Origin of the sequence: Algoriphagus aquimarinus, assembly GCF_900112005.1 — a bacterium.
In the GTDB taxonomy this organism is placed as follows: Bacteria; Bacteroidota; Bacteroidia; order Cytophagales; family Cyclobacteriaceae; genus Algoriphagus; species Algoriphagus aquimarinus.
In genome coordinates this window covers 360,890-375,316 of sequence record NZ_FOKK01000003.1, presented here as the reverse complement: position 1 = coordinate 375,316, position 14,427 = coordinate 360,890, and the positions used below count along the sequence as shown (strand labels likewise).

Sequence of the window (14,427 nt, the reverse complement as noted above, 5' to 3'; positions counted from 1 at the left end):
ATTATGAAAAAATATACACTAATAGCACTCATGTTTTTTATGGCGATAGGGATTACTTATGCCCAGCATTCAGATGAAAAATATGACCGTGAAAAACTGGAAGCCGCGAGAGTAGCTTTTATTACAACTAGACTGGATTTAAAGCCAGAGCAGGCACAAAAATTCTGGCCAATATTTAATGTCTACAATGATTTAAGAGAAAAGAATCTCAAAGAAATGTCTGAGCTAGGCAGAACAAAAGACATCAAATTAACCGAAGCTGAAGCAAAATTAAGAGTCAGTAGAAAATTCGAAATTGAAAGAAAAATGATTGTAGATGAGGAGAAGTTTGTCAAAGATCTCTCAAGCGTAATTACCTATAATCAAATCATTCAACTTAATGGATTGTCCAGAGAATTTGCAAGACATATCTACCAAAGGCGAAGAGAAGATGACAAGAAATAAAAAAAGCGGCTTAAAGCCGCTTTTTTTATTTCTTAACCTTTTTTCAGTAGGTCTCTGATTTCTTCAAGTAACACTTCCGATTTAGGCGGTGCTGCTGGAGGAGCTGGAGCTGCCTCTTCTTTCTTTTTCATGCTATTAATCCCCTTCACAGCCATGAAAATCACAAAAGCCACGATGATAAAATCTACTACATTCTGAATAAAAATACCGTAAGTAAGCAATACAGGTCCTAGTTCTTCTCCCGCTGGCCCTATACTATTTTCTTTTAGCACAATTGCTAGATCAGTGAATTCCACCCCACCAAGCAACATCCCTATAGGTGGCATTACAATATCTTTCACAAAGGATGCGACAATCTTACCGAAAGCACCACCTATGATCACAGCAACAGCCAGATCAACTACATTGCCTTTCACAGCAAACTCTTTAAACTCTTTAAGCATTCCCATAAGTATTTGGTTAATGGTTATATTATTTACTGAATATTTTAAAAAAAAAATTCCTATCCAAAACCTACTGCAGTTTGAAAGTCTTTTTAATTAGTAAAAACTGCAATTGATCACCTACTTTACTAAAGAAAAGAGAACTCTACGCCCATTTTTTTCCTTAACATTGCATCCTTAAATACTTTAGAAAATGCAGGCACCAAAAGCCAAAAAGATAGCTCAGCTCTTAGAAACACATGGTCATCAGCGAACCGACAATTATTATTGGATGCGTGAAAGAGAGAATCCTGAGGTCATAGACTACCTAAATGCTGAAAATGAATACCTCAAAACAAATTTAAAATCCACTGAAGAATTTCAAGAGAACTTGTTTCAGGAAATGAAAGGCAGAATTAAGGAAGATGACGAAAGTGTTCCTTACTTCAAGTCTGGCTATTTCTGGTATATCAAATACGAAGCTGGCGGTGAATACCCTTTGTATTGCCGCAAAAAAGGCAATTTAGACGCTTCTGAAGAGATCTTTCTAGATGTTAATATTCTGGCCGAAGGTAAATCTTACTACCAGGTAGGTGGCACAGCCGCTACCCCTGACTTGAAAACACTCGCCTTTGCTGCAGATGAAGTAGGAAGAAGAATCTATGAGATTCATTTCAAAGATCTTGAGACAGGGGAAATCCTATCTGATCATATACCTGCTATCACTGGAAATTTCGCATGGGCAGCTGACAACCAAACGATTTTTTACTCCAAACAAGATCCAGACACACTTCGCTCCTATCAGATCTACTCTCATAAGTTGGGCACGTCTACTGAAACTGACATCCTGATTTATGAAGAAAAAGACGAGGAGTTCTCCTGTGTGGTCCATAAAACTAAATCCGAGAAGTTTATCCTGATTCATTCAGAAAGCACTATTTCTTCCGAAATGAGGTTCTTGGATGCTGCCGCTCCGACTGGTGAATTCACACTTCTACAAGCTAGAATCCCACATTTGGAATATGCAGCAGATCACTACCATGATCATTTTTGGGTCAGAACAAATCATAAAGCTCAAAACTTCAAATTGGTCAAAGCCCCAATCGCTGCTCCTCAAATGGAAAATTGGGAGGACGTAATTCCACATAGGGAAACTGTGTTGTTGGAGGATTTTGATATTTTCTCTGACTTTCTGGTTGTTCAAGAAAGGTCGAATGGGCTTTGTAAAATCAATATCAAACCCTGGGATGGTACCGCTGGACATTCCTTAGAATTTGACGATGAGACCTACACTGCTTGGATCAGTACCAATCCAGAATACGATACACCTATCCTTCGATTTGGATATAATTCTCTTGTAACTCCTGCCAGCACCTTTGATTACCATATGGTTACCAAGGAAAAGACTTTGCTGAAGCAACAAGAAATCGTGGGTGGCTATGATGCCTCAGACTATACTTCGGCTAGAATCTGGGCAAAAGCTTCTGACGGGGTCATGGTACCCATTTCGCTAGTTTACAAAATAGATAAATTCTCTCCCGACGGCTCCAATCCTCTCCTACTCTATTCCTATGGATCCTATGGTTACAGTATGGATGCTTATTTCTCCAGCAGTCGCTTGAGTCTACTGGATAGAGGATTCGTCTTTGCTATAGCTCATATCCGAGGAGGTGAAGACCTAGGAAGAGGATGGTACGAGGATGGAAAAATGCTAAAAAAGCGTAACACCTTCACCGATTACATTTCATGCGCTGAGCACCTGATCTCTGAGAAATACACATCTCCTGAGCATTTGTATGCTATGGGAGGTAGTGCTGGCGGTTTACTAATGGGAGCCGTAATGAATCTAAGACCGGACCTTTTCAATGGACTAATTGCCGCTGTACCATTCGTGGATGTAGTGACTACAATGCTGGATGAAACCATCCCGTTGACTACTGGAGAATTTCAGGAATGGGGAAATCCCAAGGACAAAGAATACTATGAGTATATGCTGTCCTATTCCCCATATGATAATGTGGAAGCCAAAGACTATCCGAATTTACTGATCACTTCGGGGCTCCACGACAGCCAAGTACAATACTGGGAACCTACCAAGTGGGTGGCAAAACTTCGCGAATTGAAAACTGATTCAAAACTTCTATTTCTCCACACCAATATGGAAGCAGGACATGGAGGAGCTTCGGGCCGATTCAATTCCCTTAAAGAAATGGCGTTAGAATACACTTTCTTACTTTATTTGGAAAAATTGATTTGAGCCTAGTAGTATGTAGGCTTTAAATACTATCAGCCAACCGATCAGGGAAAGATTTTTCCCTAACTTTGACACGAACCTATTTACAACACTATACCTAATGAAAATTGCTCTTATAGCCCATGATGGTAAAAAAGCCGACATGGTTCATTTTTTAAGTGGATTCCGTGAAAGACTGCTGCAGGCAGATGTGGATTTAGTCGCTACGGGAACCACTGGTTCTCATATAGAAAAAGCTGGATTTGAAGTCCAAAAACTGCTGTCTGGCCCTTATGGAGGCGATGCACAGATTGCCGCCATGGCAGCACAGAAAGAACTCGCAATGGTAGTTTTCTTCAGAGACCCACTTGACAAGCATCCGCATGAGCCAGATGTTCAAATGCTAATGAGGATTTGTGATGTTCACAATATCCCGTTGGCAACCAATCCGGCTTCGGCCGAACTTATGTTTAAAGCCTTTACTCAAACCTAAAAAATGGAAGCTAAAACCATTAAAAAAATTGGCGTTCTAACTTCTGGAGGAGACTCCCCAGGCATGAACGCTGCAATCCGTGCCGTAGTACGAGCTGGGTTGTATTACGATATAGAAATGTATGGAATCTACCGCGGATACGAGGGTATGATCCAAAATGACATCAAAAAGCTGGAATCCAAGCACATCACCCATGTGCTGGAGCGTGGTGGTACTTTCCTGAAGTCCGCAAGAAGTGCTGAATTCAGAACTCCTGAAGGCAGACAAACGGCTTACGATAATCTCAAAAGCCATGGCATAGACGCCCTTGTGGTCATCGGTGGAGACGGTTCCTTGACTGGAGCGCATTTATTCTACAAGGAATTTGGAGTACCAGCTATAGGACTTCCTGGCACGATTGACAATGATCTTTCTGGCACAGATTCAACCATTGGTTTTGATACTGCTTGCAACACGGCTATTCAAGCTATTGACAAGATCCGTGATACTGCTACTTCTCATGATAGACTTTTCTTTGTGGAAGTAATGGGACGTGATGCAGGATTTATTGCTATCAATGCTGGCATCGGTAGTGCAGCTGCTGCGATTCTTATTCCTGAGAAAAAAATGCCTATCGAGCACTTGGTGGACAAACTAAGAATAAGAACCAAAGCCAAGAAAGCATCCAATATTGTAATCGTGGCAGAAGGAGGAAAAAGCGGTGGAGCTACAGAAATTGCTTCTCTTGTGAAAAAGCACCTCCCATATTACGACATCAAAGTAACGATACTAGGACACTTACAGCGCGGTGGCTCACCTAGCTCTTATGATCGTCTACTGGCTTCCAAACTAGGAGTGGCGGCAGTAGAAGGCTTGCTACAGGGTAAATACGACGTAATGGCTGGTTTGATCAACAATAAAGTGGTCTACACTCCTATCAAGAAGGCTATTGTCGATGACAAATCAGTAGATGAAGATGATTTCCGCGTAGCGAAGATTCTATCTACTTAAATCTTATTCCACCTTTGGGGTTTTCAAATCCCGGAAGGTTTCAATTATTGACCTTTGAGTCCTGATTCATATCGGAGCTCAAAGGTTTTTTTTGGTTTAAAGACGTTTTTGAAATTTGAAGGCATGATAGTATTATAGCAACCTATCAAATAAATAAAATACGTAAACCCAGAATGGGTGACAAAATGTGGTTTATCTCCATTTACTATAAGCCTGAAAGCAAAAGCCGAAGGCTTGACAGTATTATAGTAACTACCAAATGACCAAGGATTCGTAAACCAATAATGGGTGACAGGATAACAACTTCTCCAATTATGGGTTCTGCTCCATTAGACGTCAAATTCTTCTATAATCGTAGCATCCCTTCGGGATTCCGGTAAATTCCAGACTTACCTAAAACCAAAAAAAAAGTCACCCTCACAGGTGACTTTTTGAATTCTTAGCGTAAGAAAATTTAATTTCTATTCACTGCATTAAGCATGTCAAAAGCAAGCTCAAGACGCTTTACGAAGTTCTCTTCGCCTTTACGCAACCAGTTTCTTGGATCGTAATATTTCTTGTTTGGGCTATCAGCGCCATCTGGGCTACCCAGTTGAGTCTGAAGATATGCCTCGTTCTTTTTGTAGTTATTCAAGATACCTTCCCAGAATGCCCATTGCATATCTGTATCGATGTTCATCTTGATAGAACCGTAGCTATTTGCTTCTCTGATTTCCTCTACTGTAGATCCTGATCCACCGTGGAATACAAAGTTCAAAGGCTTACCAGTCAAACCATGCTTCTCTTTGATGAAGTCTTGAGAGTTCTTCAAGATAATTGGCTTCAAACTTACGTTTCCTGGCTTATACACCCCGTGCACGTTACCGAACGCAGCAGCGATAGTGAATAGATCACCGATTTCTTTCAAATGCTCGTATGCATAAGCTACTTCCTCAGGCTGAGTATAAAGCTTAGAAGAATCGATATCTGTGTTATCAACACCATCTTCTTCACCACCTGTTACACCCAATTCGATTTCGATAGCCATTTCAAGCTTTTCGAATTCTTTGAAGTAGCTGCAAGAAATCTCAACGTTTTCTTCTAAAGGCTCTTCAGAAAGATCAAGCATGTGAGAGCTGTACAAAGGTCTTTTGTGTGCAGCATAATATCCTTTACCAGCTTCCAAAAGCCCGTCGATCCAAGGCAATAGTTTCTTAGCTGCATGATCTGTATGCAAAATAACCGGTACGCCGTATGCTTCAGCCATCAAATGCACGTGATGTGCACCCGAGATACCACCCGCAATACTTGCCTGCTGCTTATCGTTAGCTAGAGATTTTCCAGCAAAAAACTGAGCTCCACCATTTGAGAATTGGATGATCACAGGAGAATTCAGCTTCTTTGCTGTCTCCAAAACCGCATTCACAGAATTGGTATTGATCACATTTACAGCCGGCATTGCGAACTCATTCTCTTTTGCGTAAGCATAAAGATCTCTAAGCTCTTCACCGTATTTTACTCCAGGTTTAAATTTCATATCGTATTAGGTTTGTTTATTTCAAGTTAAAGCGCCCGAAAAAGGCCCCGAGTTCTAACATAGAATTCAAAGATATAAATCCCTTACTTATAATTACCCACATCTAATTCTAAAATATCCTTCAAAAAAGCATTTCTATGTACGCAATCGATTTCAAAACATTAGATTTTGAATATTTGTGGAAAATGAAAATATTTTTAGTCAGGCAGCATCTTTATTGAAGGTGAATGCTTTCAATAAAACAACCCGAAGAAGCTTAAATCACATGAGAAATTTCACCCAAAATCCCTCAAAATTTTCTAGCTTCGAGATCAATCAAGTTTATTTCTCATCTACTTTTTTTACTTGTAAAACATGAAACTAGGCCAAGCTACCATTAAGGATATTGCTCGTGAGTTAAACTTATCGGCTTCTACTATCTCTAGAGCCTTAAAAGATTATCATGGAATCAGCGATGAAACGAAGCGAAAGGTAAAGGAAATGGCAGAGAAGTTGAATTACCGACCTAATGCAATTGCCTTATCACTACGTCAAAGTAGATCTTTTACCATCGGAGTAATCATCCCCGAAGTGGTGCATTTTTTCTTTTCTACTGTTATTAGCGGCATTGAGGAAATTGCCAATTCAAGAGGGTATAATGTTATTCTTGCCCAATCAAATGAGAAATTGGCTCGGGAGATCTCAACTATAGAGACTATGCTTTCCAATCAAATTGATGGCGTCTTAGTTAGTTATTCCAAAGAGACCAAGACTTTTGATCACTTCACAAAGCTGCTCGATCATGGATTTCCTATCGTCTTTTTTGACCGTGCTCCCGCTATCCCTGGGGCAATAAATGTAATGGTAGATGATTACCAAGGTTCTTTTGACGCAACAGCTCATCTAATAAGCCAAGGATACAAGAACATAGTACATCTCGCCGGACCAAAAACACTAAAAATCAGCATTGATAGAGAAAAGGGCTATAAAGATGCTTTGTTAAAGAATGGACTCGATGTGAATCCAGCTTATATTATTTCATGTCCTTTGGGGACTTTGGAAGAGAGTAAGGACTTGGTTTCAGAATTACTAATTTCTCTTCCAGACAGACCAGATGCATTTTTTTCCTGTAATGATATAGGTGCAGTTGGAGCTATGATGGCGTGTAGAGATGCAGGTTTGAAAATCCCTTTGGAAGTAGGAATAGTAGGGTTCTCTGATTGGCAATTTTGCTCTATGTTGCAACCTCAACTTTCTTCAGTAGCTCAACCAGGATTTTTGATGGGAGCCAGAGCAACAGAAATACTAATCGACATAATTGAGAAGAAACTAGATCCTAAAACAATGGAGCAATCCTTGATTTTGGAGACAAAACTTATGGAAAGGGGTTCATCCAAAAGATTTTAAGAAAAAATTTCAATTTTTTTTCCAAAAAAGTGCAAACGTTTGAATAGGGCTAATTTCCGTTCTATGGCATTTACCGTTTTTCCTTCAAGTTGAATTCAATGGCTATGATAAACTGAAGTGTTTTTAAGAATCAGTTTTGGTTCTAAATTAGTTGCGCTGCCTAAGCTTAAGAGCAACTCATACATGACCCAAATAACCCACGAATCATCCCAAAACTCATCCTCATCACGCTATCTCTCTATCGGAAAAATAGAAAATTGGTCTAAAACAGATAAGGGTTTTATTGCAAATAGCAAAATAGCGCAACTCAAAATAAGTGTTCTAAGAGAAGGAATTATTAGAGTACAGGCCTCTAGAAATTCATCTTTCGATCCAAATCCTTATTCTGTAGTATTGACTACAGAAAATGTAAAGTTCGAATTTTCAGAACATGAGAATTATCTTGAGTTAAAAACTACTCTAATTCAGTTGCAAGTTAATTTCACGAATGGCATCTGTGCATTTTTTGATTCAGATGGAACACTTCTCAGTAAAGACGACTCACTCGGCATCTCATGGATAGGTTCCGAAGTCACTTGCTACAAGGAACTTCAGCCAAATGAGAAATATATAGGACTTGGTGAAAAAACGGGGAATCTTAATCGAATTGGCAGAGCATATACCAATTGGAATACCGACTATTTTGGCTACGGGATAAATGACGATCCGCTTTACGCCAGTATTCCTTTCTATATGGGATTAGTGGCGGAAAAAGCCTATGGAATATACTTTGACAATACGCATAAAAGCGTGTTCAATTTTGGAGCTTCCACTGACCGTTTCACCTATTTCAATGCCGAAGATGGAGATATGGACTATTATTTTATCCATCAACCCAGTGTAGCTGAAATTATCAGTAGTTACGGAGATTTGACGGGTAAAATGAAAATGCCTCCAAAGTGGGCACTTGGCTACCAACAGTGTAGATATTCCTACTATCCAGATAAAGAGGTATTGACTTTAGCACATACGTTCCGAGACAAAGACATGCCGGCTGATGTGATCTATCTGGATATACATCACATGGAAGATTATAAGGTCTTTACCTTCGATGGAGAAAAATTCTCTGATCCAAAAGGTCTCATTGCAAGGCTCAAAGAAAAAGGTTTTAGAGTAGTGGTAATTTTGGATCCAGGCATCAAAACCCAGGCTGGTTATATTCCTTACGATGAGGGCATAGAACAAGGCCTTTTTGTTAATTATCCAGATGGAAAGGAATACAAAGCTCAAGTTTGGCCTGGCTGGTGTGCTTTTCCTGATTTCACTAATCCCAAAGCCCGTGCTTGGTGGATGGAGAAGCTGGCATTTTACACTGAAGCGGGAGTAGATGGCTTCTGGACTGATATGAATGAGCCAGCATCTTGGGGTCAGTTTACACCTAATTTGATTGAATTTGACTACGAAGGAAATACAGCTTCACATCGCAAGGCAAGAAATATCTACGGAATGCAAATGGCCAAAAGCACACAGGAAGGTTCACTCAAAAACCTCCCCAATCAGCGTCCATTTGTATTGACAAGATCAGGCTTTGCTGGCGTGCAGCGCTACGCTGCGGTATGGACAGGTGACAATGTTTCCACAGAAGAGCACATGTTAGCTGGAGTTCGTTTGGTGAATAGCCTTGGCCTGAGTGGTATCCCTTTTTCAGGATATGATTTAGGAGGTTTTGCTGGAGAAGCGACCAAATCACTCTATGCCCGATGGATGAGCATAGCCGCTTTTTCTCCACTTTTCCGTGCTCATTCTATGATTAATAGCAACGATGCCGAACCTTGGGCATTTGGCGAAGAGGTGGAAGAAATATCTAGAACTTACATGAAGTTGCGCTACCATTTGCTTCCAACTTTGTATAGCAAATTTCGAAAAAGTAGTCAAACAGGTTTGCCGATTGCTTCAAGTCTAGCAATAGATTATTCAAATGACCCACTAGTATTCCTCTCTGCTTACCAAAATCAATACCTATTTTGCGATTCTTTCTTGATAGCACCAGTCGAAAGCTACAAGGAAATCACAAAGGTATATTTACCTAAAGGTGAATGGTATTACTTATTTACTGATCAGCATTACAAGGGGGAACAAGTAATTTATCAGGATTGTCCATTGAACTATCTACCTGTATATGTAAAAGCGGGGAGTATAGTTGCGCTTCAAAATGATGTGCTACATACTGCGGGGGACAATGATGGAGTACTACGCATCCATATCTATGCTGGTGATGAAGCGAGCGAGTACATCCACTATGAAGATGATGGGGTAAGTTTTGATTTTGAATCAGGAGCATATCATGAGCGGATTTTCAGATTTTCTCCTGAGGAAAATAAGCTAATTATTCAGGAAGCTACGGGAAATTATCCAAGTCAATTTGATACGGTAAGAATGTATCTCCATGGTTTCACCACGGAAAACATTAGCTTAGAAGAGGAGATTATCAGTTTGAAACAAGAGAGTTTTGCCTTTCTAGATAAGTTGAGTGAGTTTGATCCTTTGCCAGATCTGAACTACCCCTATTTATCCATTCCTACTTTGAGGTACTTGGACCTGAAAATCCAATCTGAGAAAATGGAAATTGGTGGTTTAAACTAAGCTTTCAAAACCTATCTTTTCTTTAAATCCTCCAAATGGCCAATTATAAAAAGAAGTTAGATTTCTGGCAAATCTGGAACATGAGTTTCGGAATGATTGGAATCCAATTTGGATTTGCTCTTCAGGGAGGCTTTATGTCAAGAATTTTTCAGACTTTGGGAGCTGATAAGGACGCTATACCAATGTTGTGGATCGCTGCTCCATTGACGGGGCTTTTGATTCAGCCAATTGTGGGCTATATGAGTGATCGTACTTGGCATCCCAAATTTGGAAGAAGAAAACCTTTTTTTTTCATCGGCGCCCTACTAAGTTCCATTGCGCTCTTTTTCACTCCCTATTCATCAGCGCTATGGATGGCTGCCGGAGCCCTATGGATTTTAGATGCCTCCATCAATATCAGCATGGAACCTTTCCGTGCTTTGGTAGCTGATAAACTACCTGACAATCAAAGGTCTTATGGCTTTGTAGTTCAAACATTGATCATTGGAACTGGCACTTGGGTGGCTTCCAATCTCCCGTGGTTAATGACTAGAATGGGCGTACCAAATACTGCTGCTGAAGGTGTTGTTCCGGATTCTGTGAAATATGCTTTTGCAATCGGAGCTTTTGTGCTGTTTGCGTCCATTTTGTATACAATTCTAAAAACAGAAGAGTATCCGCCGGAAGACTTAGAAGAATTTGAAGCAGAAAAAGCTAAAACCCGTGGGATTATCATTGGTTTTAAGGAGGTACTAAAAAGCATTGTAACGATGCCAACAGTAATGAAACAGCTCGGAGTCGTTCAGTTTTTCTCCTGGTTTGCCTTCTTTACGATGTGGAGTTTTGCAACTCCCGCAATTACCGAACATGTATTTGGAGCAACTGATCCTAGTTCCGCTGCCTATAATAATGCAGCAGATAGCGTAGGGAATTATTTAGGTACTTATGGATTGGTGTCCATGTTCGCTGCTTTGCTCCTAGCCCTATTCACTAGCAAATACCTCATCAATCGAAAACTACTTCATCTGGTCAGTTTGGTAGCTGGTGGTTGTGGTTTTATACTGATCTATTTCATCACTGCCCCTTGGATGCTTCATATTTGCTTTGCATTAGTAGGTATTTCTTGGGCTAGCATTCTTTCCATGCCTTATGCCATGCTTTCTAGCTCTGTGGACCCCAAGAAGATGGGGATTTATATGGGTATTTTCAACATGTTTATCGTTATTCCACAGATCATAGCCGCGATTGGCGGAGTGAATTTCCTCTACAAATTACTATTCGGAGAAGCTGTAATTAATACTATGTTACTGGCAGGAACCCTATTAATCCTTGCAGGGCTAAGTAATCTTTTAATCACAGACAAAAAGGCTGCACACGACTAAATGAGGTCGTAATTTCTTTGAATGGAAAACTGGTTTGAATTTCAGTTCTTACCTTTGACACTAGTCAAAACATCACTTATGAAAACCCTAAGAATCACCGGAGTTCCTGAGCATTTTAATTTTCCTTGGAAGAAAGTAATAGCAGCTCAACCTTTTGAAAAACAGGGAATCAAACTCCAATGGACAGATGAATCCAGAGGTTCTGGGCAGATGAACAAGGATTTGAGGGAAGACAAAACAGATATTGCGATTGTATTGACGGAAAGCTTTTTGAAGGATTTTGAAGCTGGAAATCCATCAAAAATGATTGGGCTTCATGTCAAATCTCCCCTAACCTGGGGAATTCATATTTCTGGAAACTCATCTGTAAATTCTTTAGATGAAATCATTGAACCAACATTTCTAATCAGTAGAATAGGATCTGGATCACAGTTAATGAGCTATGTCCTAGCTAAACGTGAAGGCTGGAATTCTGAAAAATTGGAATTTAAAATAGTTAACAATCTCCCTGGTGCTTTGGAGGTAATGACTTCCGAAAAACCAGAGATGTTTCTTTGGGAAAAATACACCACTAAACCTTGGGTCGATTCCAAACAAATGAAGCGAATTGGTGAAGTCCCGAGCCCTTGGCCATGCTTTGCTATTATTGCTACAAATAAAGCTTTAGAGGAATTTGGTGAATTAATATTTCAATTGAGAGATCTGGTATACCTAGCTTCAGAGGAACTTCAAAACAGCGATATTGCGATTGAAGATATATCCAGAAATTATGAGTTGAATGAAATCGATGTAAAAGTATGGTTTGAACAGACCGTATGGGCAACCGATTCGGAGATCTCTAAGACTCAATTGAGCGAATCCATGGACATCATGAAAGAACTTGGAATAATTAGCGCCAAAATACCGGTAGAGGAATTCCTTGCTAAGGCTCACCTTTCAATTACTGACTAATATTTTACTGGCAGGAATTCTCACACACACTTTTGTTCCTTCTCCATCTTTGCTTAATATGTTAAGCTCTCCCCCGTTCATTCGGGTAAATTCTTTACAAATCTGAATCCCTAAACCGGAACCCTTTTCCATTTTGGTGCCCAACTTGGAATTGGTGATGACATAATCTGCCGAGAGCAACTCATCTATTTGCTCTTCCAGCATCCCAACTCCTTGATCTTTCACACACCAGGTAATCATATTGTTTTCTATTTCTGCTGAAAGTAGGATCACATCGCCAGGTTTTGAGAATTTCACCGCATTATTCAAAATATTTCTGATCACTACCTCTATTAAATCCCTATCAGCATAAATCTCCAGGTCTTCAGGTAAGCATGAATTATCTACTTTAATTGATTTCTCTTTAAGCTGCGGTTTGATCAGTTTGATATTTGACCTTACCAGTTCGGAGAGGTTGAAGTTGACTTTCTGAAGCTTGAATCCCTCCATCTGTGCAAGTGACCACTTCAGAGTGTTATTTAGCGTGAAGTACACTGAATCAACATCTGTCTTTAAATTTTGAATCAGCTCGTCAAATTCTTCCTGAGTCAAATGTCCTTCTGTCAATAGATCTACGATAGATTTCACTTGGCCTACAGGACCTTTGAGGTCATGTCCCAAAATGGAAAAAAGTCTGTTTTTAGTCTGATTAATCCCCTCAAGTTGTTTTGATTTTGTCCCTAAGTCTTCGTTTTGAAGACGGATATGTTGCTTTTGCAAAATCAAACTTGAGTTGTATTTCCTAATATTCCGATTTAGGTAAAACAGCCATACCAGAAGTGCAAAAATCAGTAAAGACCCAGCGCTCACTATAAATACAATCTTTCGGTTAAAGGCCAAAGTACTCGTCTGATTTTCATACTGAGCAGTAAGTAGCTCAAGTTCGGATTGATTCAAATCGTCCTCGAACATTCCCTGAATCAAGGCTATTCTATCTTTGGTAGATTTATTTTCAAGCGAGTCATTTAATGAAATAAATAGCGATTGCTCCTTGAAGGCTTCTTTAAAATTGCCTGATTGCCTATAATATTCCGCTAAATATTTATGGCTTTTTGAAAGTTCATCAAGGAGATTATTCTGACTGGATAGCTCAACTCCTTCAAGTAGGACTTTCTTTGCTTGTTCAGGTTTTCCATTAAGTAGGTATGCCTCACCTAGCCTATGCAAAAGACTTGCTTTAAAGGAAGTAAGCCCTCTGATTTCAGCATTTTCATATGCTTTTTCAAAAATTCTCTCTGCAGAATCAAGATGGTTATTCTTCAAATAAACATCTCCAATAACCCGGTTTGAAAAAGAAAGCAAATAAGGAGAGCCTGCGTTGTCATTAGTTTCTATAGCTTTCGAAGCATAATACATGGCTGAATCAAGCTCATCTAACTTAATAAAATTGAAAGCAATATTATTGAGACTTCTGATCATCGTGTAGAAATCGTCTGACTTGCTACTTATTTCATAGGCCTTCTTGAATTGAGCAATAGCCATTGAATAGTTTTGTTGCTCATAATACAACGCTCCCATACTGTTTAGCACCCGAGAAGCTTCTTCTAGATTATTAGACTCAATAGAAAGTTCGTAGGCTTCCTTGGAATAGGTGAAAGTCTTTTTCCATTGACCTCTGCGATAGTAAATCCACCCGATATTCTCTTTAGCTATAGCCTCACCGGATTTATCTTTGAGCTTTTGAGCAAGTTTTTCCGCCTCTGTTGCATAGTCAAATGCCACTTGCTGCTCCACTTCTCTAAGATGGGTAGACAATTCATTAAGAATAGTCAATCTTACCTTCCCCTTAGCAGTAGGCAAAATGTTTTTGAGGCTATCTATGTCTGGAATCTGAGCAAAAACTCCTAATGGAGCGCTCAGTATAAAAATCAGAAATATGGATAATTTACGATTCAAACGGCTTATTCTATTTAAGAGTGGTAAAAATAACTAAAAGCATTTAATCACACTCAAAAAAATAGAGAACCGCT

General features: G+C 39.6%; 11 protein-coding genes. 8 read left to right on the top strand and 3 right to left on the bottom strand.

The genetic code is table 11. From position 1 onward, the window contains the following. The first annotated feature begins 3 nt into the window (after positions 1-3). Positions 4-444 carry a hypothetical protein gene (locus BM291_RS05830; RefSeq protein ID WP_139229045.1) on the top strand — a complete coding sequence of 147 codons (441 nt, stop codon included), beginning with the start codon at positions 4-6 and terminating at the stop codon, positions 442-444. Positions 445-476: 32 nt separating this feature from the next. On the opposite strand, the gene mscL is transcribed toward BM291_RS05830, so the two are convergent. Then, positions 477-893 carry a large-conductance mechanosensitive channel protein MscL gene (gene mscL / locus BM291_RS05825; protein WP_092895238.1) on the bottom strand — a complete coding sequence of 139 codons (417 nt, stop codon included), beginning with the start codon at positions 891-893 and terminating at the stop codon, positions 477-479. A gap of 187 nt (positions 894-1,080) precedes the next feature. On the opposite strand from mscL, the gene BM291_RS05820 reads away from it, so the two are divergent. The 3 genes from BM291_RS05820 to pfkA all read left to right on the top strand — a co-directional run bounded on the left by BM291_RS05820 (position 1,081) and on the right by pfkA (position 4,582). Next, positions 1,081-3,123, top strand: a complete 2,043-nt coding sequence (locus BM291_RS05820) for a S9 family peptidase (protein WP_092895236.1) — start codon at positions 1,081-1,083, stop codon at positions 3,121-3,123. Positions 3,124-3,220: 97 nt separating this feature from the next. Beyond that, complete coding sequence (locus tag BM291_RS05815) at positions 3,221-3,592, top strand: methylglyoxal synthase (RefSeq protein WP_092895234.1); 372 nt, start codon at positions 3,221-3,223, stop codon at positions 3,590-3,592. A gap of 3 nt (positions 3,593-3,595) precedes the next feature. After that, complete coding sequence (gene pfkA, locus BM291_RS05810) at positions 3,596-4,582, top strand: 6-phosphofructokinase (RefSeq protein WP_092895232.1); 987 nt, start codon at positions 3,596-3,598, stop codon at positions 4,580-4,582. A 454-nt stretch (positions 4,583-5,036) separates the two neighbouring features. Here the strand turns inward: pfkA and fbaA are convergent, their stop codons facing one another. Continuing rightward, positions 5,037-6,098, bottom strand: coding sequence for a class II fructose-bisphosphate aldolase (gene fbaA / locus BM291_RS05805; RefSeq protein WP_092895230.1), 1,062 nt, complete (start codon positions 6,096-6,098; stop codon positions 5,037-5,039). A 354-nt stretch (positions 6,099-6,452) separates the two neighbouring features. On the opposite strand from fbaA, the gene BM291_RS05795 reads away from it, so the two are divergent. The 4 genes from BM291_RS05795 (at position 6,453) to BM291_RS05780 (ending at position 12,418) form a co-directional block, all read left to right on the top strand. Then, positions 6,453-7,484, top strand: a complete 1,032-nt coding sequence (locus BM291_RS05795) for a LacI family DNA-binding transcriptional regulator (RefSeq protein WP_092895226.1) — start codon at positions 6,453-6,455, stop codon at positions 7,482-7,484. A 183-nt stretch (positions 7,485-7,667) separates the two neighbouring features. Continuing rightward, positions 7,668-10,106 (top strand): glycoside hydrolase family 31 protein, encoded by a 2,439-nt coding sequence (locus BM291_RS05790; RefSeq protein ID WP_092895326.1) that lies wholly within the window; start codon positions 7,668-7,670, stop codon positions 10,104-10,106. A 35-nt stretch (positions 10,107-10,141) separates the two neighbouring features. Continuing rightward, entirely contained in the window at positions 10,142-11,467 is a 1,326-nt protein-coding gene (locus tag BM291_RS05785) for an MFS transporter (protein ID WP_245786779.1), read from the top strand. 78 nt (positions 11,468-11,545) lie between these two features. Then, positions 11,546-12,418 (top strand): type 2 periplasmic-binding domain-containing protein, encoded by an 873-nt coding sequence (locus BM291_RS05780; protein WP_092895322.1) that lies wholly within the window; start codon positions 11,546-11,548, stop codon positions 12,416-12,418. Here BM291_RS05780 and BM291_RS05775 read toward each other — a convergent pair. Further along, positions 12,404-14,353 carry a tetratricopeptide repeat-containing sensor histidine kinase gene (locus tag BM291_RS05775; RefSeq protein WP_092895224.1) on the bottom strand — a complete coding sequence of 650 codons (1,950 nt, stop codon included), beginning with the start codon at positions 14,351-14,353 and terminating at the stop codon, positions 12,404-12,406. The two genes, BM291_RS05780 and BM291_RS05775, sit on opposite strands and share 15 nt — an antisense overlap. Positions 14,354-14,427: the final 74 nt, after the last annotated feature.